Below are 25,867 nucleotides of genomic sequence, written 5' to 3'. Positions count from 1 at the left end.
TCTGGAAAATATCCATGCCGGCAACTTAAAATTTGAATCAAGGATCCTGGGACAAAAGGAATTGCCTGTTGAAAACGTATCGTTGAAGAACATTACTACCGGTACAGTTCAGGAAAAAAACATATCCATGAAAATGTAAAGGGATTTGTAGAACAGTGAGTGCATATTTCAACGCAAAAAGCATCCCGACAAGTCGCGATGCTAAAATGGTTCTCAACCGGGTTGAAGCCGTTTAATTTGTAAACGCATTCGGCCTGCAGATCCCCCGCAGAAAATCCTGGTATTCCTGGTCGGTTTTGCCGATGCGTGCATTCACCAGTTGTTCAATATCAGGACCGGCCAGGTACCGCAAACGATGCGTGCCATCCGTAACTGCTGCGGCAACATAGCCCGGGTTACATGCATTAACCCAAATACATTCACATCAAACTGTTCCTGGATCTTTTCTGGCGACACCGCTTCAAAAAGTCCCTGCTGACCATAGCCGGCATTGTTGATCAGCACATCTATCTTCCCGAATTTTTGAATGCCCTGTTGAATGGCGGTTTCAACAGAGGCCGGTTCTGTTACCTCGAGCCGGGTAACAAAAATGTTCGGCTCTTTGATGTGGTCTTTTTCCTTTTCGGGATTACGCATAGTGGCAATTACCTGCCAGCCTTGTTGGGCGAAATACAGGGACGTAGCTTCCCCTATACCGGAGGAAGCCCCGGTAATGAGTATTGTTTTGTTCATATATGTACGTGTTATTTTTTAGTGGCCGATACTTTCGATGGATTTACTCCATAGAATTGTTTGAATGCATAGGAAAAGTGGGCGAGGGTTTCAAACCCCACTTCGAGATATACCTCTGAAGGCCGTTTTTTCAATTCCTTTATGAGGAAATGCGCTTCCTGCAACCGCCGCTCCTGCAGCCAGCGATTAGGCGTGGTGTGAAAGATCTTTTCAAAATCCCGTTTAAAAGTGGCCAGACTTCTACCCGAGAGATATGCAAACCTTTTCATTTCTACATTGAAACTAAAGTGCTGCTGCATAAAGGCCTCCAGGTCTATTTTCCCCGGTTGGTCAAGATCGAACAGGATATTTTTAAATGCCGGGTTTATCTGCAGCAACAGCATAAGTGCCTCCTGGCGTTTCAGGTTCACCAGGTGATCGGGCAACGGCGTATCAAAATAGGGGAGCAGGGTTTGGAAATAATTCTCCAGCAGCAGGCTGCTGTTCAGTTGCAATACAGCTTCCTTATCAGGGAAAGGTTCTTCAAATCCCTGGTTGTATTGCCGGCTGAACTGGGCAAGCGCGCTTCGGTCGAACACAACTGTGATAGACCGGAACGGAAAAAGCCCGTCGTTTTGTTTTATGAATTTGGCTAGAAAATTCTTTCGATAGAACAGCAGGTCGCCGGGGCCAAATACTTTTGTGCGGCCGGCATCTGCTACCTGTAATTTGCCTGAAATGATCTGACACAACCCATGTTCACTGATAAACTGTTCACCCACCACTTTTTTTGATCCAAAGTGAGTGTATAGAACGCCGGGAAGATTGGTTGTGGTCGACTGCGTTTTTTTCATAATACTCTGCTGCGATTGACAACACAAAGCTGCGGATAAAATTGCTAATTACCTTTCGTGAGAAGCTCAAAATTTCTTTCGCTGCTGTAATTTTTTCGAGATATATTTTAATGAAGCGGTTATTTTGACCGGCATCTTACAATGCCAACCAGGCATTCATTTCCGGATGGTCCTCTTGAAAATGATTGATGATCGTTTTATCCTCCCGGTACCTCTGCGTATGGAGTTGCTGAATTGTTGTTTGAGCGTTTTGTTATCGGTCATTCCTGAGTTGAGAAAACAAATATACCTAATCTTCCTTATCTTAGTAAGACTCCCGGCCAAACATGACAGCTTTACAGCAGGGGTAAGATTGTCCGATTTTTACTTGCTGCCGGTTTCGCCGCCTTCTATTTTTGTTCAAAACAGTAAAGATGAAATATAGCATGATTGGCTTGTTACTCCTGCTCGGTTCTATCGCTGTTAGTCAGGGATATGTGCCAAAGATTGAACCTTGTACCTGCATGATAAAAGTAGATTCCTCGCTTATTTCTACCTGCGGTTATTTAATAGTGCCGGAAAACCGTCAGCAACCGGCAGGCAGAACCGTAAAACTGCCATTTGTTTATTTAAAGAAATCAGCATCCGATACAGCTGTGACCTTATTTACCACTGGCGGGCCCGGCTATAGTACCATTGCTAATTTTACGGAGATCACCGCAAAGTCTGACTTCTTTCAATTTGGTAGTTTGATCATCTTCGATCAGCGGGGAACAAAAAGGGCCGTGCCCTGCCTGGATTGCGCCGAAATAAATGCGGCGCAGATCAAAGGATATAAAGAAAATCTGTCGGTAGACAGTCTGCGTTTGGAGGCGACAAAACAGTGCCGGAAGCGGTTGGTGGCGCAGGGAATCGATCTTTCCAGTTATACTACCATAGAAAGCGCGGCCGATATTAACGACCTGCGTCTGGCTTTGCAATTGGGAAAATTGAATTTACTGGGCATTTCGTATAGCGGTGGTTTAATGCTTACCGTTGCTAAAAATTATCCGGAATGCGTGAAGTCGCTTATTTTAAATTCCCCATTGCCTGCCTTTACGAATTATGAAGAAGAAGGGTTGTTCAATATTAATGAAGCATTTAACCAGGTTTTTGATAATTGCGAAGCCGATTCAACCGATAAAAGCACCTATGGTACCCTGAGAGACCGGTTCCGCCAGTATTTTACCGGGATCACGGGAAAAACATTTACGATAGCTTATACTACAAAAGGCGATTCGCAAAGCCGGCAAATTCATTATACAAAGAATGAGCTGCTGGATGCCCTGTTGAACCGGATGAATCACCGGCAAATAAAGGAGGTGCCGTTTGTAATGAACGAACTGGTCAATGGCCGGCATGAGCCCTATGTAAAAGAAATACTTGATGGCATCTTTAAAGGCGATGAACGCCTGTCGCATGGCATGCGCTATTCTATTTATTGTTCTGAACAGATTGCATATGCGCGGAAAAAGCTGATAAAAAAGCAGGAATTGATTCTGCCCTGGCTGGCAGGTTATAAATTCAACGATCCGGATCATGCCATCTGCGATTGCTGGAAAGTAAAACCGGAACCACCCACCGCCAAAGAACCCGTATATTCAAATATTCCGGCCATTATTGCTGCGGGAGATGTAGACCCCTGGTGCAGGCCCCATTACAACAGATTGATCAAACGTTACATGCCTAACAGCCAGTTGCTGATCGTGCATGATCAGGGACACCTTCCTCCCTTTTATGTAAATGGCGTAGATTATCTGAAAACATTTATTCAGAACCCTTACAAAAAACTGGTGGCCGGTAAAGGGGTAGCGGTGGAGTAAGTGACCAAATCCCGTTTGCAGTTATCCATGGATTATGTTCTTTAACACAAATTGAACACGTTCGGCCATTGTGTCCAGCGGAAGAGCAAGCGGGGTATACCCGAGTTTCAAATATACGTTTACCAGGCTGTCGTAGGTAGCCTTGGCCTCCGCAAAAGTTTGTGTCCGTTCGTCATCCTGCATAAAGATCTCCTTCCATGGGGGAGCCATAAAAACGTACCGATTGTATTTGAAAAGATGCGCTGCTTTTTCAACATGTACCGGTACCGGCAACTGGCTCAGCATCAAATAACCCATTACATCAGGAACGCCCCTGTCGAACAAAACGGGGCCTTGCAACTGCTGCGCTTCGCGGTAGGAGCGCATTTCCCAACTGAGCATCAGTTCGGCAAAGGCGGATTTGTCGCCCCAGTGCAGGGCTGAGCCGCCAATGGCCATTTGGTCCTGGATGATGGCCCGGCCGGCTTCCGGCATACAGGGAATACCCTGTTTGGCCAAGGCATGGAGAAGGGAGGTTTTCCCTGAACCCGGTCCGCCTGAGATGATGTAAAAGTTCTGCATACAGGTTGAAGGTAGTGGAATACCCGGTAAAATGACCGCAAAAGGGGTGCGGATATTACTACAAAATATTGAAATAGTAATCGTTACGCTCAAAAAAAAGTCTAACTAAATTTTTCCGATTTTTTTGTCAGTTTAATTGCTAGACCTATTTTTGTCCCGGAGAGCTGGCAGAGCGGTCGATTGCGGCAGTCTTGAAAACTGTTGACTGTAACAGGTCCGGGGGTTCGAATCCCTCGCTCTCCGCTCTTATCAATTACAAAAGATGCTGAAAGCCTGCAAATTCTTGATTTGCAGGCTTTTTTGTTTTGGGGCGATGACAAATTGTAACAAAACAAATCAAATATTGAGTGAGTGATTCAGTGAGTGGCAAAAGAGGCCAAAAAAATCACTCACTGATCCTATCGTAACTCGCTTAAAATCAAGTTGTATCACTAATGAACATCTTGACTTTTCTTCATTGCATATCGACATTTGATAATCTTTTAAATGTTGAATGATGTTGGAGAAAAGCGTAGGATTTTTGTTCCTTTTAAGAAAGCCGAGTCCGTTTAGAAAAGGTCCCTGGTTGCTAAATCTGCGGATCACTGTTGATGGTATTGCAAAAGAGCTGTCACTAAAACGCCGATGGGAAATCGGTCGGTGGGATTCCAATAAGCAACGAGCTGCCGGTACGAAGGAAGACGCCAGGGCATTGAACGTTTATATCGATCTGATACTCGCCAAAGCACAGGGTGCAAGGGCAAATATGATCGAGAAGGAGCAGCATATTACGGCTCAGGGAATAAAAGATGTGCTTTCCGGTGCGACGGAACGGCGACGAATGTTCAAGTTAGTGTTTGAGGACCATAATAAGGAAATGGCGGCGCTGGTCGATAAGAAAGAATATAGCCCGGCCACATTAGAGCGATTTACTACTGCAAAAAACTTCTTTTTTGAATTTTTAGAAATTCAACACAAGCTTAAGGATATTAATATCCATTCCTTAAACCTTGAAATTGTAAAAGGTTTTTATTTGTGGTTACGGACTACCCGAAATTGTAATCACAATTCTGCTACGAAGTATATTACCAATGTGAAAAAGATTGTTTTGCTGTGTGTTAAACATGGTTGGTTAAAAAGTGATCCCTGGGCGTTGTTTGATATGTCGTTAGATGAAGTAGATACTGTGTTCTTAACTAAAGCACAGCTGGAAACGCTAATACACAAGCCAATTGAAAATGAGCGGCTGAGTATTGTAAGGGACGTTTTTGTATTCAGTTGTTTAACAGGTCTGGCTTATGCCGATATTTCAAATTTAAAATTGACTGAACTAAGCATAGGCATTGACGGTAAAATCTGGATTCAAAAGAAACGGAAAAAATCGAAGGTTCCGTTTAAAGTTCCTTTGCTTGCAAGAACCTTGGAGATAATTGAAAAGTATAAAAGCCATCCGCGGTGCATTAAATTCGGCTCGGTGCTTCCGGTGTTAAGTAATTCTACATACAACGAGTACCTAAAAGAGATTGCAGCTTTATGTGGTATTGACATTGGATTAACCACGCATGTGGCGCGTCACACATTTGCTACGACGGTTACCCTTCTTAATGGTATTTCACTTATTGCGCTACGGGATATGCTTGGACATAAAAGAATTTCACAAACAGAACATTATGCTAAGGTGTTGCCAATCATGATCAGCAATGAAATGGAGGTGTTAGAACAAAAACTGGAAAGAGGAATTGTAAAGTCGAAAATAGGCGAGTAGATAATAAAATTATTTAAAAGCACTTATGTTAATTAAAACCAGACTTAAAATAGAAGCAGACCTTCGTTGGAAGCACCATTTTTCCCTTTAGCTTGTTTTGTTGATAGTTGTATGTTGTATATCATAGATGTATACTAAGTTGTTAATTTATTATTTATGTTTTGTTAGCGTCTTTGTTCAGTAAGCCGATTTTCACCTTTTTGGCAAAAAATGAAAAAAAGCTATTCATTCTCAGATAGTTTAATTTTTAAGGCAATCAAATTATGAATAGCAAGTGAAAATTATGAACAGAATGTACTAATTATGAAAGCTTTATTCTTGGTTTTAGTGACCGGTAATGAGACGAGGCAGAAGAACCCCGGGCTTAAGTATTACTGGAGTCTAATTTCTTTATTGGATATGAAGATCATCTATTTGCCAATTTATTTTTATATTTACTAACTCCATTAAATAATCGAAGCTATTGAAAAATGCTACCACTGCGTCTCCTGGATTAACTGTTGCCATATGAATAAAACATTTTATATTATTCTGATCTTTTTCCTCGGTCTTTCAGCTGCTTCAACCTTACTGCAAAGTATTATTCGAATGCAGCTTGGCGGGCAAATGTTTTTTCTGGCTTCGTTTAGTAAGTGGTTTTTAACATCAAGTATTACGGCCTTAGCAGGATCCATATTTTTATTAAAATATTACCATTTTAAGAAATACCGATTTGTTTTTATTACGGGAATCATTTCAGTTGCCTGTAATTTCGGTTTTGCCATTCTCGCTTTCATTATTTAGAAGTTCCAAAAATTCTCCAATTACAATATACCATTATTCATAATGTATTTAAGTACCGGTATATTATATGCGTTTAGCCTTTTATTACCCAAGCCAGAAAAAGGAATATGGATAAAGATATCCGGCTTTCTTATGATAGCCAGCAGCGTAATCTATTCATCAGCCCTTGTCTCGTACACATCATATTCATCTGCTGAAATTAACAACAAAGTCGAAAAGATATCTGAATGGGTTTATTTAGGCAGCAGCATGATTCCTGTTTCATTGATCATTCATTTTATTGGTGAACTCAAAAGAATTTCGCTCAACAATGCTGGTTTGCAGATGCGAAAAGGTTTACGTACTGTTTCGCAACTAGCAGCAATAGTAAGTTTTATATTTATGCTAATATTTGGAATAAGGATATATTCCGATTGTTATACTCCCGTTGATTGGGCAAAGCGGAACTTTGAAAAGACAAAGAAGATGGCTCAGTTATTTGAACTCAGAAATTTTGTGAATAGTAAAGGCGAGGTGTTGCCGTATAGAATTCTAAAACCACTGGACTATGACCCTACAAAAAAATACCCGTTGGTTGTATCGCTACCTTATGGTGGTCAGCCCGGAACGGATTGGATAAGACAAATTGAAGGGTCGGTTGCTGCTGAATTGTTGTCAACTGACGATAACAGAAAGAAGTATCCTGCTTTTATTTTTATTCCTCACTGCCCGCCGGGTAGCGGCTGGGGAGGTATTCCATACTATCCGTCAATAGATTCACTGGTGTTTGACGCTATCAGTTCTTTGAATACGCAGTTCAACATAGACAGCGAAAGGCGTTATGTAACAGGTCTATCAAGAGGCGGATACGGCGCATGGAACTTTATTTGTAAACGCCCCGATTTATTTGCTGCTGCGATACCAGTTTGCGGAGGAGGTGATACCGCCCTTGCCTCAAGGGCAATAAGCGTAGCCGTATGGGCTTTCCATGGTAAAAATGACAAAAACGTTCCGGTTAGTGGTTCCAGGGATATGATCAATGCAATGAAAAATGCGGGTGGCCATCCAAGATATACGGAGTTTCCCGATGAAGGCCATAATATCTGGTATAAAACAAGTATAACACCAGGTTTATGGGATTGGCTTTTTTCCCAAAGGGCCAACGATTAAACTTAATGTTACATGGGACGTTCGGTTGCCGGATAAATAATATAATTAATCGCTACTTGTATACCGTCAAACATTCAATTGAAAGCATAATACAATTACTGTTATTTAAGTCGTTGAATTTGAATAAGAGCGTTCAGGAATTGGTTCGAAATTCGTCCAGCCGGCCCGACCCACAAAAAAAGCCTTGAAATTCTTTATAGAAGAGAGTTTCAGGGCTTTTTTCATTTTGCTAATAGCATTCTGTACAGCCGAAGAATCGACCCTCATTTGACCTTTCAAAACACATTTTGGATCAGAAATGGGTCAGAAACTAAAATCCTCTAAGGGGACAATCAGTATTACCAATTACAATGGTAGGATTAGGCTTAGGTGGCGATATGCCGGGGAAAGGCGAGCTTTATCATTAATCTATCATAGGTTTCAGCGGGCACTCTTTTATCAACATAATAGTTTTCTTCCAATTCCTCAATCTTTGCATCCTCCATAGCCAGGTTGTTTTGCAAGGTGTGCCTCGTCTTAAAATAACTATACGGGTTTTAAAAATGATCCCAGGCTGGCTATACAGCCTTCGAAAATATTAGTTTTCGTTATTACTCCTCAAAAGTTTTATTGTCTTCATAGGCATTTCTGGTCTTCTTGTCAAAGAAACTACTTTTTTCACCGATGGCCGTTCTGAGACACCGCATGATTTCTTCGTGGAAGTCGGTACCGGCAGCATGCAGTGGATCAATAGCCTTTACTAAGGCTGTCCGCAAAGCAAAAAGCTGCTCTCTATTATATTTCTTCGATGCCTTTACTAATTCTAATTTCATCAATTCTTCCTGTTGATCCTGTTTAGGATTGAAAATTTCATTGATATGGCTGCATTGGTGACAAACACCATTCTTATTGATTAACGCGCATCGGTTCTCGAAAATGTCCGTCATTATATTTCTGGCGTCATTCAACAGGTGTTTTATTACACCTTCCGTTTTTTCGAGTATAATACCAATTTCATTTACTTGAAAATTATAGATATTCTTTAAGATCAACGCTACCTGATTTTCTATCGGTAAAGTTTTTGAAATACAGGTGAAACAGTAGTCGATATGCTCTTTCATTTCGTAAGCACCGGCAGGAGAATTATCGTGTACCATCCAGAATACCTGCCTTATCTCTTCTGAACTAATGGCCAGGTCGGCTGCCCGGTCCTGTGCATCAGCGCCCCATCTTTTTAATTTTCTTAAATGATCATACGCCAGGTTGGTAGCTATCTTAAATACCCAGGTTTTCAGGGAAGACTCCTGGTTAAAGGTTGATATTTTAGAAAACGCTTTTATAAAGGTATCATGCGCCAGGTCATCTACATCGTTCCGATCAGTAAGCAAACGATACAGATAGGATTTCAACTGATTCTGAAATTCTGCAAACAGTATCTGAAACGCATTGATGTCGCCTGATATGGCCAATTCAAGGGTATTTTTATTTTCCATCTAATTCATTAATAATTAACGAAGATTGCAGCCTTCTTTCGCAAGGCTGCAACCGCTAATGTATAACAGGATGCTATATATATATTATAAAATATTGAGCTTGCCGCAATCTACATCAACAACATGACTATTGAAAGCTACACCTGTATCAGATGCGAGAAATGCCGCCGTATCCCCCAATTGCTTCAATGTGGGGCTCATTTTTAAAATGTCAAATGCTTTGTACTGTGCAATCAACTGCTCCACAGGTATTCCATACTGTTTGGCAGCGGCATTTATCCATCCGGAAATCCTATTTGTTTCCATCAATGCGCCCGCGCATACGCAGATCACCTTAATACCATCTTTACCCCATTCTGCAGACATTACACGAGTCAATCCTTCAATGGCTGCGCTGGCGGCCGTAATACCTGCCAGATTGGGCAATTTTGATCTGGATAGCGCGGCTGTTAAAAGTAAGATGGTTCCCTCTGATTGGGTTTGTATCATATACTTCGCCGCTACCCTTGAAGTAAGGAATTGTGAACCGCAGATCTTTTCCATCGGCGCCATGAATTGTTCGAAAGTAGCTACCGTTGTGGGCAGGCGGTCACCCATCTCGCTATAACTAACCCCGATACCATTGAATATGATATCCAGCCTGCCAGTGTCGGCAACAACTTTTTTTAAGCAATTGTCTATCTCGGTTTCATTCAACGCATCTACCTGGGCGGCTTCTGCTTGTCCGCCATTGGCATTGATTTCTTTGGCTAAAGCTTTTACGAAGTCCATGTTTCGGGCGGTAACATACACTTTTGCTCCGTGTTGAGAAAACGACCGTGCAACTGCTCCCGCAATCTCTCCGGATGCGGCAAATACAACGGCTACTTTGTCTTTTAGATCTTGCATTTTGTGTGATTTATCTTTTGACGAACAAGCCACACAAAATGGTCGGAATTTTTCAAAAAAAAATTAAAGCTTTATAAGTGATTGATTTTAAATATTTGTAGAACATTACAGCGTTCTTGCAAAAGCAATATATAAATGCTTAATTTTTTGGATCTCAATCAAACCATTCATAAACTGGTTTAGACTTGTCCAGCTGACCCGGAAAGAAGCCATCCCCCAGCTAGCGGGATGGCTTCTTTTGCTGATTTATCTCGTTATTAGATCAATAACTTAAATAGGTAAGCGGCTTGCTATACGTAACTGATGACGACAATACAGTTACCGTTATCTTATATTGCCCTGTTTTGCTTAAAGAGGGTACCCACGCAATGATCTCATTATCAGCATTGTACTGGATGCGAAAATTTCTTATATTGCCATCCTGATCAACTGTTGTAACTGTTGCAGGCATTTCAGGAGCAGGAGAAAGCAGGTGATTCCCCATAATTTCAATTGTAGTACCATTAGTAACCGTGTCCTCAAGAATGGAAGTAATTACTGGTGGAACCGGCGCAATCAGACTCAGGGGGTCTTTTGCCACGGTTTTCAAACCGGCAACTTCTACAGCAATAGTGTGTGATCCGAGACTGGCATTTTTAGTATTTATGGCTATTGACGTATTGCTTTCAGCATTATTATATACAAGTGAATTATCCAGGTACACATTGTTGTACGTGGAAGAAAAAGGACCAAGGAATCCTTTTCCTATTATTCTTACTGTCTGCCCTATATATGCCGTTTTAGGTGTTATAGAGTCAATCACGGGCGCCTTTAAATGAAAGAGCGTTGTACTCGTCATAGTTTGTCCGTCAACAACAGTAATAGCAGGAGTTGCATTGTCTATATCATTCGGTACTACAATCTTCATCGTCTTATTATCATTCGAAATTACCGATGCACGAATATTTCCAAAGCGAACATCAGGCGTATATCTTTCATAAAATGTTCCTGTAATGGTAATGGTATCTCCGATAAATCCATTAGCAGGTGAAAATCCTGAAAACTGAGGAATATTTGTTCTGGTAAAGCTTTTTTCAGATGTGAATAACACGGTATCTACCTTTACCTTGATCTTTGTTGTTGTATCAGGCATATCAGGTACTAATACCCTGATTACTGTGCTCTGTACATTATTGGTGGTGGTTGTATTAAAACTTAGTACCCTTGCTGGCGTATTGCCAAAGTTCACGCTTATATTATTGGCGTAGCCGGTAAAATTAATATTAACAGTATCTCCAATAGCTCCTGATTCCGGAGAAAAACTTACAAACCGCAAACCATTGTTGTTTGAGCCATTACCGCCATTACCGCCATTTCCTCCTGTATTGGGGGGCGGGCTAGCCGTATCTTTTTTGCACATAGAAAAAAGGATAAGGAGGCCAAGCATCAGGATAAAAGTTACATTTCTAATGTTCATAGTTAGCATTTATTGTTGTTAATTCAGTAAATCCAATAGCGTATTGCTGCGTTTTTTATGAGGAGCAAGCTAATCGCGGAATGGTATTTACCTGTACAACCTGATCTTTTAAAAAATTCCTATCGTGCCCCGGAAATTTTTTAAAGAATTTTGACATTTTTTGCAAAATGATCCAGTTGTCACCAACTCAATTAAAAGATATTGCCAGTGAAAACAACGAAATAAATATCTCTTGCCAGGTTAGTAAAATAGGGGCGCAAGGTATTTTTTCTGATACAATGAAACTATAGAAATACTTGGATGTTGTACGAGGTTGATTTTATATATAATCCTCTATGTATATAAACCTGATTACGTAATTTCTAATGAGTGTTTTTTGCCACGGAATGAAATTTCATGAGATTTTACATATCGCAAAGGTGATGTGCTACTAAATTGATTTATCGATTGATGCGAAGTCACTTCACTGTGTGCGAGAACTTGATTTTATTTTTCGACTTGATGTTCGATGAGGTAACATCTTTTGCATAACCAAAGCAAACTGTATTAGAATCGGCACACAGCACTTATAAGGATAACCATTTAATGTTATCCATCATAAGGGGCCCGGAAATTTATTATATCAGATCTGGCATTCATAAATATTTATCAGATATTTAATCCGTTGAATTTCCGTCAAAACATTTATCAACAGGTTAGAAATCTGTCCAGCCATCCCGACCCACAAAAAAAGCCTTGAAATTCTTTATAGAAGAGAGTTTCAGGGCTTTTTTCATTTAGGTACTCTCCTACTTTACTTCATTGGATCGAGTGAAAAAGTTGTGGGATTGTTTGTTTAGGCATAGATTTTCTGGAGTCTGAATAAGAAGAAGTTGCACCGACATTATTTCCTGCAATTCCAGTTCCAGAGCTTCTTTCTTCATTATGAATGCTTTTTCCTACCAGATCATTGGTTCATGGCCTTTAAGGAACAGGTATCGTTTTATATCCTTAAAAGCTGTTGTGGTAAGGGCCATATCGTCGCGTCTTCTTTCTTTTTCCTGACGTAAACGAAACAGCCTGTCATTCGTATAACGTTCGCTACCATCGTATATAATCACCTCGCCCTGGCTGCAGGCTGCTACCAGTATACTTGTTTCGGCTGTATAATCGAGGCTGTTCACAGTGCCCGAAGCACTTAACTGACCAAGCCCCATTCCGGCTAACCCTCTAAGTTCAATAAGACAATCATAGCCCATGATATAACCACCGTCGAACCCATCAGCTGAGTATACCTCGTAAACATTATCAACCAGGTGTACTATTTCTTCCATATCATACAAAGAGGTTGTAAGGCCCGGTTTTATATAGTCAACCGATAAGGAAAGCGTGCCATACCTTTCATCTAAGGAACCAAACAACACGTGCTGATGAACATCCATTTTATAATTGAACTTAACGTAATTGGGATTTCTGCCAAAGGGTTCTATAATTGTAGAAACTACCCATTTGCCATTTTTGTATTCAAACACCAGGTGTTTTGAATTGGCGGAACCTGCCGCGAGGAATTTTTCATCGGGCGAGATATCTACATGCGGATAAGTTAGTTTATCGCTGTTTTCGGTTTCAATACGTTCACTTCCTTTTTCGTCAATTACAAAGATGCCTTTCTCGCTTGCTATAGCTATCTTTTGGCCTGAAGGAAATACAACTATCTGTTGAATATCCAGTTTTTCCGGTGTATATAATGATCTAAGTACAGCGCCATCCCAACTTTTTGTCAGGTCTATTCTATCGCCATATACTTTAGCAAAATACTTTTTATCAAAGGATGTACCGAATGTGATCATGCCTTCCTGTAATATAAAAGTATTATTTCTGATCAAATACACCCGTCTTGCTTCCTGCCAGTTACCAATATTCACAATAAGTGAATTATCGGGCTGCGGTATGGCCCTGCTCACATATTCTGTCTTATTTTTTAGTCCAAGCACTTGCGTATCGGGTGGAAATAATTTACGTAACAGATCATAATTACCTTCCCGGTTATATTTTATCACCTGTTCCAGCACATACGCCGCCATATCTTCCCTGGTATCTTCGGGAATTGGTTCTGTTGGTCTTCTTCCATCCATTTGGATGGTATCGAACCAGTCATTCAATTTGTCTTTGTAAGCTTTACTTTCTCTGATCCATCTTTCCGATGCTTCGTTCACCTGCATGTTAATAATATTTTATTGTACTAATTACATCCAATCGCCTTCGTCTTCGTTACCCGCTCTCTTTGTCTTGCCCAAACTATTGGCAATATATTCCAGGAACTTCATTCGTTTGGTAGTAGCCGGGCCAAAGCATCCTCTTTCCTCGGCGCCATATTGCAATCTGTCGCTCCAGACCTCGCTGGCTTCTTCATCACGTCTTGGGCAGTCCGCAAACTTGCCGCTAATGCTTGTATTTCCACTATTATACGCTAAATTTAAGGGGAAACAATATTTGCAAGTTATTATTTTTGAGTTGTGGAAGGAATAAGGATTTGGCAGGAAGGCGCTTTTATGCAGTTACTTGGTTAGATATTCTTTGAACCTTCCTTTGGCTTATCTACCAAAGAATTTACATCATGGTACGATTAAGTCCACTGAAGTCAAACTGGACAAAATACAAGCCTGAAATTGTAGTCAAGCCAAAGGCTTTTAACTACCTATAACAGGCTACCTCACTACTTTCTTTGCATGGCTTGTCAGTAAAAGAGTCATTGACCTGAATCCTTTTCGAAGCGTCCCGTTTCAGTAGAAAAGGCGTCAGTTGCTTCATAATGCATTATTGTTTGAATTGTGTAATTTTGCACTATGAACAAGCGGGAAGATATTTCAGGCTTTTATGAGCGTATCGATTATCCGGCTCCGGAACGGATTCGGGCCGACAAGCCTCATATCAATATTTTTGAGCGGGCATCCTGCATAAGAGCAATCCCATTTTCCCGAAGAGATTATTATAAAGTCACTTTGATATTGGGAACCGGAAGGCTTGATTATGCTAATCAATCTTTTAATATTGATCGCCCAGCTCTCGTGTTTTCAAATCCCATGATCCCTTATAATTGGGATCCTCATTCAACTAATCAGCAAGGATGGTTTTGTATATTCAACCAGGCTTTCATCCAACAAAGGGAAGGATTGCTTAATGATCTGCCGATGTTTCGGATTGACACAGACAAGGTTTTTTTTCCTGATGCAGATAGTGTGGATGAAATAGCTGCTTTCTTTAAAGCTATGATGAGGGAGAATGTGGAGAACTATGTACACAAATATGACATATTACGAAATTACCTTCATTTAATCGTTCATCACGCCTTAAAGATGCAGCCGACCCGGGATCATGACCGTGATTTGAATGCTGCTGCCAGAATAGCCAATTTATTTTTAGAGCTTTTGAATAGGCAATTCCCTGTCGATTCGCGTCAGAATGTGCTTCAACTCCGTTCTGCAAAGGATTTTGCCAAACAGCTTTCGCTACATACGAACCATTTGAACAGGGCGGTCAAAGACTTTACGGGCAAAACAACTACCGAGCACATAGCTGCCAGAATATTGTTGGAAGCCAATGATCTCCTGCGCAATACAGACTGGCCTATTGCGGAGATTGGATACTGCCTTGGGTTCCAGTATCCGGGCTATTTTAATAGTTTTTATAAGAAACATGCCGGTACGACTCCAAATGAACTAAGGAAGCATGCTGTTTGAATTTTAGAAGTATCCGTTTGAATAGTTTGATTTTACCATTATTCGCCTGATTAATTTTGTTTCATAATTGTAAATTCATGGAAACTACAACAAACAAGACCGAAGTAGAAGCAGAAACCCAGTCCATTCTTCTTCCCATAAACGATTATCTTGAAGGCCGTCCTGTTAAAGACATCGAAAGACTGCGGCGCGCCTTTCACCCAGATGCTTACATAAGGATGGTTATGGAGGGAAAACTGGTTCAGTGGACGGTGCCGCAATACCTCGATGCGGTTAAAACGGCTGCATTACAGGAATGCCAGTCCGAAGTCCTTTCCTATTCCTGGGATGGGGATACCGCGTCTGCGCATGTGCAATTGACTTTCCCCACTTTTCGGTTTATTGATCGGTTTAACCTCGTAAAGTTAGACGGGAAATGGCTGTTTATGGATAAGATCTCTTATCGCCAACCGCTGTAGAAGATAGCGGCATCCGTGCCTCCGTCAGCTTTTGATCTTTTCCCATGACCAGACCTCTTTGCTGCTACGGTGGTTGAACCTGGTGTGGAGTAATCGTTTTGTTTGGTAATTGTTGGACGATTGTCCAATTGCGCTACTTGTCACCGTGATAAGTGTCAAAATCGAAAACATGATGTTTAGCAGTGGTTGCATTTTATAGCAGGTAACGTTGCGGCTTTGCGCAGTTGGGATATTTCATGTTCCACTGCTCAGCCGGTCAACCCAATAAAGAAACGAAATATTTTTTTAACCGCAATAAACCTGCGGCACTAAGTTCGTAGCAAAATGCCCCAGCGTTAAAGAACTAATGTCAGCTCATTAACTGAAGTTTGATAGAGATATGATATTGAGATCACTTCCGTCGGCCCCAATTGCGCAAAACGCGAGATAGCAGGAGTATTGGATAATTGAAACAGATCAGTCCCATAGACTTACCGAACCGTCAACGGAGCGTCCTAACAGGAGTTGCCAGGGGACCAGCTGGCCAAAGAAAAATTATGTGGGGAATCCTCCTGAGCTATTGCAAGAGCTGGTGCCATACATTACATAACGGATGCGCTTCTGATCAGGGACACTTGCATAAAATGGAGGAACCGCACGGTTGAACAGTTTATTGAATGCTTCCATATCTAACTTGCCGGCCGATTTGCATAGAAGTTTTTTATACTCGTTGAATAACTGTTCGTCTTCGGGTGGTAGGACAATTTCATCGTCAAAAACGACCTTGAAAGACCAGTCATATTTTTTCCAGCGGATGTAATTTTCTGCGACCTCTTTGCGTATGACCAGTTGTGGGCTGCTGGCAAAGGCCCCGGGTTTGATTTCCACCCAGTGGGCTTCCCGGGTGAGTTTATGGCGGATCAAGAAATCGGGGGTGTAGCGCCGGGTATTGCCCCTTATATGAACAACCGGTTTGCGGGTTTTGGGGTCGTAATAGACCGGGATGTAGGCGCGAAGAAATTCGTAGTCTTTATGAATTGAGATGGCGTATTTTAGTTCCAACAGGGAATCGAAAAGACAGCCCCAATAGATGATTTTGTGGGATACCAAATATTTAAAGGGTTGCATGATCAGGATTTTAAGGGATTAGCGATCCAGGTTTTGCAGGAATTCAGCTTTTATCTCTGCGATGTGGCGAACACAGCCTTCTTTAGTGTTAAAACTCCGGTAACAAATAGAACCATGCACCCTGATGCGGCTGCCTTTGACAAAACGCGTGGCGGCAAGATCTGCCAGTTTGCCCCAGGCAATTACGTTGTGCCAGATGGTGGTATATCGGTGCTCTTTTTTCTCTCCCTTGTAAACGTTGTGGGTGGCTACCCGGATCTTCAGTCTTTTAACTCCCTTCGTTGTCTTGCTTATTGTAAGATGCTGACCTACATAGCCAATCAGCATTACCATGTTATTCGGGAACATTTGATAAGTATTTGGTGAGTAATGAATTAGGAATCGAAAGTAGGAGTTGCGGGGAGAGTTAAACGAAGATTACAAGTGTAGTTACGGATATACAATCGTATAAACGTGTAAAAAACGGATAGTATATTGCAGAACAATACCTAACTATGATGGAACCACGTCAATGCCTGCGATGTCAAGGGCCGATCAAACAGGGTAGGGCCGACCGTAAATTCTGCTCAGAAGGGTGTAAGAACGAGTATCATAATAACCAGAAAGCGGAGTCGAGAAACGAGATCATTCGCATAGAGAAGGCGCTGAAAAACAACCGGCGGATTCTGAAAAAAGTGCTGGGGGTCAAACACGAGGAAATTGTCACCCGGGAAACACTACTGAAAATGGGATTCGAGTTTACTTACCATACCCATCATGTCCTTAGCAGCTATCAGAAGAATGAATATACTTTCTGTTACAATTATGGGTACCGAAAGATAGATGAAGAGAGGCTAAAGGTGGTGAAAAGTTTTAAGTGAGGGAAGCCTGGGTGCAGGAAAAGGTACGAACCGGGCATGAAACACATCAGGAAATGCGAATTGTCAGCAATTTTAATTCGTCTTGTGAAATTTCAGTGTCTTTAATGCTTCAAGAAATAGTTTTTCGTTTGCTGGCTTTAAATTGTCGCCATACAAATTAAATCTGTCAATGCCGGAACCTGCTTGCCATAAGCTGTCAATGTAAATTCCTGTCGTGCCAACGCCTGATTGTCTTGGGAAAATAATTTTTGCCTTGCGTCCATCAATTGTGTCCCACGAAACATTATTTTTTTTGAAGTTGTCAGGATCAATGCCTTTGCGACTGTCAACGATAACGAATTGTATCGTGTCACGTACATCCATATTTTTTAACATTGAACGTTCAATGATTTGCGGTTCTGGTTCTGTCAATGTGTTTGAATACCAACCTAAATCAAAATCTATCGTATCCGCTTTGTCAATTGCAATTCGTCCAACGTAACTATCAGTACCCTGTGCCTTGACTTTTGCCCAACCATTTGGTGTAATGATAGAAAATGAACCAAAGTCCAAAGTCTGTTTGTCTTCTTTTGTTTTGTTGTCAGCACACCCTATCAATAAAAGGCACAAAAGTCCTGGAATTATTTTCATAAATGTGATGTGATAATGCTGATGGGAAAATTCCAGCCAATAACTGTGATTGAACTTTTGTTAGCCATGGTTTCGCCGATTTAGGCCGGTTAAAAATGCTTAATCAGTAAAGGCATTTATGAATCCGTACTATTCAAGCCTCATCTACATTAAAAGGTCTTGTGTAGCCAATTAACGAACTATAATAAAATGTTTCCTATTGTCATGAGTTAATAATAGCTTCTTCAAGAGCAGACTCCAATTCACAGATATTATTGGGAACCCGTTCTTTCATCGGTATTTTAAAAGAACCATCTGCTGTTTTCTGCATATGAATTCGGAAAGGCTTATTGTCCACAGGAATATAAACAAAATAAAGTTGTTTCTCTATTGCATTTACGGGATGAAAATCAATATCCACCATTTTACCATTTAACATAATTTGTTTCTTGAACCTTGTTAAACTTCTTGCTCTTCCCATGGAACAAAAGTATGGCGTATGTTTTAAAAATACAATTGATTTATATTTAGGAAATAAATAAATTTTAATCATTTAAAAGATCTTGCTTCACTCAGGGCAAATTTACCGGAACTGGCTTTTCATCGTTATGTGGCAGAGCCAATATACCAGCCTGTTATTGAAAAGTAAATTTGGATAGATTGCTTTAACAGGTAGCTCATTCGTCATTATGCACCAATGAGTGAAGCGATGGGTGAATAAATTACCTTTTTCAGAACATTGATTCAATAAATCATAGGGTGGTTAGAATCCAGTCCACCCGACTAAATTGGACAAGGCAGCAGAAATGCTGCCTTGTTTATTTTTATCACTTTCTGAAATGCAGTTCAGGCGCGGGATTGGCTCAAATACTTCGTTTACTTCGTCAGTTAGAAATGCCCCATTTTTGTGATAATAGCTTATTCCCTTGGGGAATACCAGTTTTTGTAAATTTTCTTTTACCCCTACTCCGTCAGAATCCCATAGCAGCGGGAGTTTCAGCGAAATATTGATGGCCCATTCGAAGGTATCTTTTAAGTTAGAACTCTCCATTGAAATAAAAGATCGGTTTGGAAAGATGGTAACAGCACAAGAGTGGTTTTTGGTTCCCATCTTTATCATTGACGAAATGGTAGAAAAAATAAAAAATGGAACTGTTAGCGATTACTATTATGATCCTGTATCAGTGACGCTAAAAAAGTACTAGACCAAAGTAAATAACTTAAAAAAATGCTGAAGATATTGTACAATAGGATGTCAATGAAAATGGATAGCAATTGTAGATGTGAAGAAATTGAAAGCCCTATATGGGAGGGTAAACAAAAGCTTTAAAACTCATAAGGCCGCTAAAAATAGATACTACTCTAAGCTAAGGCAAAAAGTGTACATAGTGATCAATTCCTCCATTGTTGTTACCTTATCAGCTATCAATCTCGGCGATGGTGAATAAGGCACAACGATTTCAATTTTACTGCCTGCATAAATAAATTTGCTTTCTAAAATTTTATCGCTTCTCCTAGTGATATCAGGAAAAGGTTTCTCGTGTTGCAGAAAAAGTGTTTTTAAAAGTCCCAGTGCACCAAACACTTCGGTCCTGCTTGTCAAAATTAAACGACTGATTGAAGGGTATCTATCAAGAATAGAAAAGATATTACGAAGCTGGATAGTATATAAATCCTTATCAGACGAGCTTTTATTTCTTCGATAACAAACTTCATGCATATCTGTTACACCAATTTTATTATCTTTAAGGAATGATTGTCTTTCGTTAACCGCTTTATCTTCTGCGTGATGTACGAAGCTATGGTTAAATACTTTTTCAATGATCTTCCAAAAATTATTTTCCTTGCTTGAATAATAAAAATTGTAACAAAGGTTGCTGATGTGTGTGGGAAAAGTTCCTAAAACCAGATAACTAGTGTTGTCCAAAAGAAATGGCTCAAAAGGATGTTTTTCGACAACATAATCGTCTTTTGTTGAAGAAGATTTAACTTTATAGCTCATAATCAACGCGGTGTTTCTTTTTTTAAGGTGGTGACAAACAAGAAGAACTGGAAAACACGATATTCAGCTGAAATAAGGGTAATGAACTGTTTTTATATGCCATCCCTTTTCTGTTTTTACAGAGATCGCCAGATCAGGATGCGAATAATTATTGAGTATTAGCTTTTCAAGTCTAAAAAAACAAACAGTTTTTACATTGCCATTATACATGTAAAAAGTGGGTGTATTGATAATAAAAATTGCTTCTACATTAGATGCAACAGGATCAATGACAATTCCTGGATATTTTTGGGAAAGATGTTTAATTACCAATTCTTTATTCTGGTTGATCCAATTTAACTTATTCATAATTTTTTGCTCATAGGTGTCTTTAAAATTTGAGTAATCAGCCGTGAAAGCCAGCATATCATACCGAGCACGATTGTATTTGCAGTCTGCTACGATGATTTTACCTCTTGTTGGATCTGCCCATACAAAATCCATTTCACCGATACCTTTCACATCTACTTTCACTGATTTTTTTCCGTCTGAAAACGTAACAATATTTCGATCAAAAGGTAAATTCAGCTGTTTTAACGCTTTTACTACTTCGTCTTCAAGAAGACTATCATGTTGATCACTTTTTTGTTCCAGATATTTTACAAAACAGGGATTGTTTTTCCATTCATTGGCAGCTTTGTTCCATTGAAATCCATTTGTTGCAAGTACTGTAATACTTTCTGCCCATTTTTGTATGCCAATAAGTTGCCGATCATTTCCGTTTTCATCAACAATAATGATAGGTCGAAAAAGATGTCGTTCCATTGCATTTACCTTATACACAGATTCTTTTATTGGTAACTTATTTTTTTTGCTAAAAGTAAGCCCATCATAAAAGTCAGCAGCATCCTTTTTTGCGGTGCCTTGGTTTACCTGGTTTTGAATCAGTATGCCAGGTTCAATTGTTTGAAATTCCCATCCAACTGGGCTATGATGTTTTTTAATGGTCATTATTTGGTGACCCGCAAAATCGTAATCAATACCCATACATTTTTTCAAAGCGTCCTTCATGTCATTTACACCATTTTTGTCAAAAATGCCATACTCAAAATCTTCCTTCATCATATCGATCAACTTTGAAAAGATTGCCTCAATTTCCGGTGATCTTGTCAGTCTAAGTATGCCCTCTGCGTCAATATCTATAAGTAACGTACCTTGGATCATACGCATCTCTGCAAGGTATTGAGCAAAGCCAATTATCTCTGATCCGAGGAATAACAAATCTTCAATCACTTCGTCATAATGCGTAGCAATCTCTGCTGTATATTTTGAGGAATGCGTATAGGTGACATCACACGTTTGTTCCAGTGCAAGTTTAAATATACGTCTGTTCATCGCAAGCTCATCTTCGGAAATCTGAACCGTATCGATAATTTTTTCACCACTCAATACTCTAATCCAAAGCTTAACAGATGATTCATGAAAAGCAAAAAGATAGTTTACAAATAATTTGTCATTAATGGCTCTTATGATATTTGTAAACTGGGTGGCGGACCAATCATAGCATTCTTCTAGAATTGGTCTGATAATGCTTGAATCGTTAACAGCATTCTGTCCAAATTTTTCTAAGATATGAGCTGTTAGTGCTTTTTGATATTGACTAGATGATCTATTACCATAAGTAATAAATATCTCATCAGCTGAAATATATTTTTTCATTCAGTAAAATGGTTAAGTTAAATATCAATGCCAAATTAATGACGTCATTTTTCAAATGGTTAAGAGAAACTGTAATAGTTGAAACGTAAGAATGCTTCCGAATTTAAAAGCACTTCAAAAGTTATTGTGAGTATTTAGTCATTTCAAAATCATCATATATATCCCTTTTTAACTTACTGAAAGGTCGTTTATGTAAGCCTTCGTTTTCTTCATAATCAGTTTCAAAGAGAATTCTATATGATTGGTTAAAGTCTAAATTGTAGGTGCTTTGCAATTGTTTTAAATATGTACCACCATAGGCAATTCTTTTATCAATGATGTCTTTTATTAGCGCAGAGTGGCACTTTTCATAAGTTGCTTTTATATCAAAAAAATCAATGGAATTCTTAACTTTCTCATTTACATCTTTACTCTCATTAAATGAGAAATCCAGATCGATGGATAGTCCTTTTCCAATCAGACTTAAATAGTTTCGTGGATAAAACTTGAAATTGAAATGGTTTGGCTTTATACTGGTATAAGGGTGAAATAAATTTAGTGTAATTGGATCTTGCGAGCCTTTAAAGTGGCTATTACAAATGTTACAGCTTGGTACCAGGTTGTAAAAAGACAAGGCTAATATAGGATGATCGGTTCTAGGATAAAAATGATCAAACTCGGGGAATACTTTCTTCTTATCTGGTTTGCCAGATTTATCAGTATCGTGAACTGTTGTATAGTTTCGATTACAATAAGGACAGCACACTACGTCAAGCTCATTTGCTAATTCATAGCCAAACTTTTTTCTAAAAGATGTGTAGTTGAATATATGCTCAATCCTACGATCCCAAAAGAATTTTTTTTTCTTTTTATTGTATTTTTTTGGAAATAACTTATTATATGTATCGCTCAGGACTAGAAGCTCTGAAGGCGTGCCTTGTAATATTTGCGGCAAATCTTTTTTTATATTTTCTTTCTTGATTTTGTCAATTTTATTTTCATCTATTTTTTTTTCAACCCAGCCCTTAATAGTATTGATGTACCATTGGGCCTTGTTGGCAGACCTCGGCGTGTGGATACTTAACATTATTATCTTTTAAATTTTCTTAACTTTTCAATTTCCTTATCCAAATATTCGTTATCATTGACAAACTCCAAGTACATCTTCTTTAACTGATATTTTATTACAGGTTCGCCAATCAATTCAATAATCTGCTTGTTGTAATCACGATCATTCTCCTGATCAGTATACTTAATTGATTCATCAATTTCAAATATCTCCTCGTCTTTAAAAGTATTTGCTTGTTTTTTTAGCCAATTTAAAGTTTTTGAAATTTTTTCCCTGGCTACTTCACCTAAGAAACCATCTTCCATATAAAAATCATTGGCCAATAATTCGTGTATGTTTGATCCAAACGTTTGTTCCTTGGCATCAGGTTTATCGGGAGATCCATTTACCAACCTCAACAAATTTGTGATTGGTATATCGGAAAGGATAAGGGGGGAATGTGTTGTAAACAATACATTGATCCCCTTTATAGATTCAATACTTAATTTCGAGAGACCAGAAAGTAATTCAGCTACAAAGGCTTTTTGAAACTCTGGATGAAAGTAGAGTTCAACTTCGTCAAACATTATATTTATACTTCTATACTTGATCATCTTGTTCTCATTGGAATCGTGTACAGAATCTATGAAGATTATATGGTAGTATATTGATTGGAGAGTATGAACGAATTGCAATTCACCTGAACTCATTCGTTGCATGGAAGCCGTCCCATTGTGATTAGACACTATAATTTCTGGTACAAAAAAAGCAGCAGGAATTAGTTCTATCAGTTTGATTTCATCCTTTTTTACATTAGGTCGTACTCGTTTTATCAACTCGTCAATTGACAGTTCTAATTCGTTATTTATCCATTTAACATTATCATCCTCTTCCAATATGTTAAACCGAATTACGTTTAGAATTTGCCTCAGCTTTAATGTAACGTGACTTCCGTCAGTAGATAGGTCCTTAATATATTCATTAAAGTCAGTAATGCTTGGAAACGGACTGGCCTGATTTCCGGTTTCTGCGTGCCTATCGTCACTAGTCCGAAAGGCTATATATTTATTGTAATAATGTGCTATTTTTAGCACCTTACCTAACACATAATCTACTATTTTGTCAAAGTAAGGCAACTCCTGTTTGATCGATAGGAATACAGACTGGTCCACTTTTAAAATTGCAATGAAAATTTCCTGGAAAAGTTCTATTTTATTCTTCCCCTGTTTCTTGACCAGTCTTTCAATAGCTTCCGATAGACTAATATAATTAAAGAGAGTTTTTTTTCTTTCTTCTGGAAGCCTAAATATGATCCTTTCCGCAAATTTACCTTTTAAGACTTCTTTAGTCTGAAAGTTATCATCGAGGAGATTGCATATTAATCTGGTATTTGCTAAATGGAGTTCAGTATTAATATTTATCTGTCCCTCCTCCCTGAAAGGGGTTAGCACTAGTGGGACCTGGTATCCGTCATTTTTATGAAAAAGGCTGGTAACCCAATTTCCGATTATGTTTGAATTGAGTCCATAAATTGAATAATTAACCGCAATACTATAGAAGAATGAATGGAGGTTTAGTTTACTATTTTCGCCATGAAGAAAATACTTTTCTTTATCCTCGGCATGTTTTATAAATTCATACACAGTTGTTTTGGGCAAAGATGCATAATCAAACCTCAAACAATAAATGCGATCGCCAGAATAATAATAAACCTCTGTCTTAAGATTTTCATAAGTACTTATTAAATCCTCAAGCTCTTCTTTTATTTGGTTGGCTTTTTCCTTTGATATTTCATGGCCGGGATTTTTATCGTATTTAAGCAGTTGGTCACGTAAACTTTGTTCGTTATACGCCAAAACTTCTTCTACTGATGAAATGCAAAAAATAGTCAGGTAAAACAATTCAAGTAATGAACTTTTTCCTGAACCATTCTTTCCTACTATGGCCGAGATCTGCACGTTAATTTCATTGTTTCCAGCAACGATTTTATATAAATTATCCGGAGAATTGCGATTGTAACGGATTGAAGTAACCTTGCTACTAAAATCCTGTTCATCTTCACGAATGAATTCATAGTCCTGGTGAAATTGATAAATTTCATCAGGTTTAAGATTCTTAATGTAGTTTTCGCTTGTTCCATGTAATGGCCGTATGGCTAAAAGCTTAAAATTATTCATAGAGTTGGTTCAATTTGTTCTCGTTATGAGCTTTAATAAACTCACGTAAAGTGTCTATAAGGTATTCATTACCATATTTATATGCCGCATAGGGCTATAGGCTCGGCCCTTTAAAATCCTGTTCTTTGTCGTTGCATTTATGAAGAATACTGCCGGTTTCATACAATTCATAAGCATTCTTTATTGACATGTAAACGTTAGGGTTGTACCTTGAATTGTTCTAAGTATATATGTAGTTCCGTGGAAAATAATGCATTCAGGCAAAGAAAACATCGCAGTCGCTTTCCTTCATTTTTTTACTCAAACGACCGAATAAGAATGTAAACAACTTTCATGTTTGAGTTTTTGCTATCAAAGTTTTCTACCATAAAATCTTCACCCTTCCAATGTTGTAAAATGAATCGGAGCTGTTTTAGAAAAGCTATAGAAGAAACCGCAACATAATGGCCTTTTACAATCTGTCCAGCACCTAACAGTTCGAGTTTGACGATAATATTTCGAAGATCATCAAAGGTTTTTCCATATTCAGCGAGCAGATTGGTCGTGTGTGTCTGTCGCTTGCCAGCAGTGTAAACAATTGTCTTCAATATATAATTCTTGGTTATTTAATGTTTTTCCTTGAGTGATAGTCTTGATGGTTTGACTTAAAGTATCATTTGCATCAAAACGTTTTCGACTGAATTCAGTAGCAATCTTTGATAGAAGATTCGATTTTTTAAAGGAGAAGATAAACATTTTTATCATTTGGTAA

Annotated in this window: 24 protein-coding genes and 1 tRNA gene; 8 read left to right on the top strand and 17 right to left on the bottom strand. The window is 39.1% G+C overall.

Annotated elements, in window-relative coordinates:
* Positions 1 to 312: 312 nt before the first annotated feature.
* Complete coding sequence (locus NIAKO_RS19140) at positions 313 to 732, bottom strand: SDR family NAD(P)-dependent oxidoreductase (protein ID WP_014220098.1); 420 nt, start codon at positions 730 to 732, stop codon at positions 313 to 315.
* Positions 733 to 743: 11 nt separating this feature from the next.
* Complete coding sequence (locus NIAKO_RS19135) at positions 744 to 1,565, bottom strand: AraC family transcriptional regulator (protein ID WP_014220097.1); 822 nt, start codon at positions 1,563 to 1,565, stop codon at positions 744 to 746.
* A gap of 413 nt (positions 1,566 to 1,978) precedes the next feature.
* Between NIAKO_RS19135 and NIAKO_RS19130 the strand changes: the two genes are divergently transcribed.
* Positions 1,979 to 3,406 (top strand): alpha/beta hydrolase, encoded by a 1,428-nt coding sequence (locus NIAKO_RS19130; RefSeq protein ID WP_014220096.1) that lies wholly within the window; start codon positions 1,979 to 1,981, stop codon positions 3,404 to 3,406.
* 21 nt (positions 3,407 to 3,427) lie between these two features.
* Here the strand turns inward: NIAKO_RS19130 and NIAKO_RS19125 are convergent, their stop codons facing one another.
* Positions 3,428 to 3,967 (bottom strand): AAA family ATPase, encoded by a 540-nt coding sequence (locus NIAKO_RS19125; protein ID WP_014220095.1) that lies wholly within the window; start codon positions 3,965 to 3,967, stop codon positions 3,428 to 3,430.
* 158 nt (positions 3,968 to 4,125) lie between these two features.
* Between NIAKO_RS19125 and NIAKO_RS19120 the strand changes: the two genes are divergently transcribed.
* The 4 genes from NIAKO_RS19120 to NIAKO_RS38175 all read left to right on the top strand — a co-directional run bounded on the left by NIAKO_RS19120 (position 4,126) and on the right by NIAKO_RS38175 (position 7,643).
* Positions 4,126 to 4,210 (top strand) — tRNA-Ser (locus NIAKO_RS19120).
* Positions 4,211 to 4,460: 250 nt separating this feature from the next.
* Positions 4,461 to 5,711: a site-specific integrase gene (locus tag NIAKO_RS19115; protein ID WP_014220094.1), complete on the top strand. Its 1,251-nt coding sequence runs from the start codon at positions 4,461 to 4,463 to the stop codon at positions 5,709 to 5,711.
* A 507-nt stretch (positions 5,712 to 6,218) separates the two neighbouring features.
* Positions 6,219 to 6,494 carry a hypothetical protein gene (locus NIAKO_RS19110; protein WP_014220092.1) on the top strand — a complete coding sequence of 92 codons (276 nt, stop codon included), beginning with the start codon at positions 6,219 to 6,221 and terminating at the stop codon, positions 6,492 to 6,494.
* Positions 6,495 to 6,536: 42 nt separating this feature from the next.
* Positions 6,537 to 7,643, top strand: a complete 1,107-nt coding sequence (locus NIAKO_RS38175) for a carboxylesterase family protein (protein WP_014220091.1) — start codon at positions 6,537 to 6,539, stop codon at positions 7,641 to 7,643.
* 590 nt (positions 7,644 to 8,233) lie between these two features.
* On the opposite strand, the gene NIAKO_RS19100 is transcribed toward NIAKO_RS38175, so the two are convergent.
* The 4 genes from NIAKO_RS19100 to NIAKO_RS19085 form a co-directional block, all read right to left on the bottom strand.
* On the bottom strand, positions 8,234 to 9,115 hold the full coding sequence (locus NIAKO_RS19100; RefSeq protein WP_014220089.1) for an RNA polymerase sigma factor: 882 nt from the start codon (positions 9,113 to 9,115) through the stop codon (positions 8,234 to 8,236).
* 84 nt (positions 9,116 to 9,199) lie between these two features.
* The gene (locus tag NIAKO_RS19095; protein WP_014220088.1) at positions 9,200 to 10,003 is read right to left on the bottom strand and encodes an SDR family NAD(P)-dependent oxidoreductase; all 804 of its coding nucleotides are present in this window, start codon (positions 10,001 to 10,003) and stop codon (positions 9,200 to 9,202) included.
* A gap of 262 nt (positions 10,004 to 10,265) precedes the next feature.
* The gene (locus NIAKO_RS19090) at positions 10,266 to 11,459 is read right to left on the bottom strand and encodes an IPT/TIG domain-containing protein (RefSeq protein ID WP_014220087.1); all 1,194 of its coding nucleotides are present in this window, start codon (positions 11,457 to 11,459) and stop codon (positions 10,266 to 10,268) included.
* Positions 11,460 to 12,397: 938 nt separating this feature from the next.
* Complete coding sequence (locus NIAKO_RS19085; protein WP_014220086.1) at positions 12,398 to 13,660, bottom strand: hypothetical protein; 1,263 nt, start codon at positions 13,658 to 13,660, stop codon at positions 12,398 to 12,400.
* 624 nt (positions 13,661 to 14,284) lie between these two features.
* Here NIAKO_RS19085 and NIAKO_RS19080 point away from each other — a divergent pair.
* The gene (locus tag NIAKO_RS19080) at positions 14,285 to 15,178 is read left to right on the top strand and encodes a helix-turn-helix domain-containing protein (protein WP_014220085.1); all 894 of its coding nucleotides are present in this window, start codon (positions 14,285 to 14,287) and stop codon (positions 15,176 to 15,178) included.
* Between the two features lie 77 nt (positions 15,179 to 15,255).
* Complete coding sequence (locus tag NIAKO_RS19075; RefSeq protein ID WP_014220084.1) at positions 15,256 to 15,636, top strand: nuclear transport factor 2 family protein; 381 nt, start codon at positions 15,256 to 15,258, stop codon at positions 15,634 to 15,636.
* Between the two features lie 534 nt (positions 15,637 to 16,170).
* Here the strand turns inward: NIAKO_RS19075 and NIAKO_RS19070 are convergent.
* A complete protein-coding gene (locus NIAKO_RS19070; protein WP_014220083.1) occupies positions 16,171 to 16,743 on the bottom strand; it encodes a hypothetical protein in 573 nt (190 codons plus the stop codon).
* An 18-nt stretch (positions 16,744 to 16,761) separates the two neighbouring features.
* Entirely contained in the window at positions 16,762 to 17,091 is a 330-nt protein-coding gene (locus tag NIAKO_RS19065; RefSeq protein ID WP_014220082.1) for a single-stranded DNA-binding protein, read from the bottom strand.
* Between the two features lie 146 nt (positions 17,092 to 17,237).
* Here NIAKO_RS19065 and NIAKO_RS19060 point away from each other — a divergent pair, with 146 nt between their 5' ends.
* On the top strand, positions 17,238 to 17,603 hold the full coding sequence (locus NIAKO_RS19060; protein WP_049815569.1) for a hypothetical protein: 366 nt from the start codon (positions 17,238 to 17,240) through the stop codon (positions 17,601 to 17,603).
* 72 nt (positions 17,604 to 17,675) lie between these two features.
* Here the strand turns inward: NIAKO_RS19060 and NIAKO_RS19055 are convergent, their stop codons facing one another.
* From NIAKO_RS19055 to NIAKO_RS19020, 8 genes are all read right to left on the bottom strand, one after another.
* Positions 17,676 to 18,233, bottom strand: a complete 558-nt coding sequence (locus tag NIAKO_RS19055) for a hypothetical protein (RefSeq protein ID WP_014220080.1) — start codon at positions 18,231 to 18,233, stop codon at positions 17,676 to 17,678.
* 202 nt (positions 18,234 to 18,435) lie between these two features.
* Positions 18,436 to 18,693: a hypothetical protein gene (locus tag NIAKO_RS19050; RefSeq protein WP_014220079.1), complete on the bottom strand. Its 258-nt coding sequence runs from the start codon at positions 18,691 to 18,693 to the stop codon at positions 18,436 to 18,438.
* Between the two features lie 282 nt (positions 18,694 to 18,975).
* On the bottom strand, positions 18,976 to 19,263 hold the full coding sequence (locus NIAKO_RS19045) for a hypothetical protein (protein ID WP_041346998.1): 288 nt from the start codon (positions 19,261 to 19,263) through the stop codon (positions 18,976 to 18,978).
* Positions 19,264 to 19,569: 306 nt separating this feature from the next.
* Complete coding sequence (locus NIAKO_RS19040) at positions 19,570 to 20,214, bottom strand: uracil-DNA glycosylase family protein (protein ID WP_014220078.1); 645 nt, start codon at positions 20,212 to 20,214, stop codon at positions 19,570 to 19,572.
* Positions 20,215 to 20,277: 63 nt separating this feature from the next.
* Positions 20,278 to 21,912 (bottom strand): hypothetical protein, encoded by a 1,635-nt coding sequence (locus NIAKO_RS19035; protein WP_014220077.1) that lies wholly within the window; start codon positions 21,910 to 21,912, stop codon positions 20,278 to 20,280.
* A gap of 121 nt (positions 21,913 to 22,033) precedes the next feature.
* A complete protein-coding gene (locus NIAKO_RS19030) occupies positions 22,034 to 22,978 on the bottom strand; it encodes a hypothetical protein (protein ID WP_014220076.1) in 945 nt (314 codons plus the stop codon).
* Between the two features lie 2 nt (positions 22,979 to 22,980).
* Positions 22,981 to 25,116: an ATP-binding protein gene (locus NIAKO_RS19025; RefSeq protein ID WP_014220075.1), complete on the bottom strand. Its 2,136-nt coding sequence runs from the start codon at positions 25,114 to 25,116 to the stop codon at positions 22,981 to 22,983.
* 296 nt (positions 25,117 to 25,412) lie between these two features.
* On the bottom strand, positions 25,413 to 25,703 hold the full coding sequence (locus NIAKO_RS19020) for a hypothetical protein (protein ID WP_041346996.1): 291 nt from the start codon (positions 25,701 to 25,703) through the stop codon (positions 25,413 to 25,415).
* Positions 25,704 to 25,867 lie beyond the last annotated feature (164 nt).

It is taken from the genome of Niastella koreensis GR20-10 (genome assembly GCF_000246855.1).
Taxonomy (GTDB): domain Bacteria; phylum Bacteroidota; class Bacteroidia; order Chitinophagales; family Chitinophagaceae; genus Niastella; species Niastella koreensis.
The sequence above is the reverse complement of the archived record's forward strand: the minus strand, read 5'-3'. Positions and strand labels throughout refer to the sequence as shown.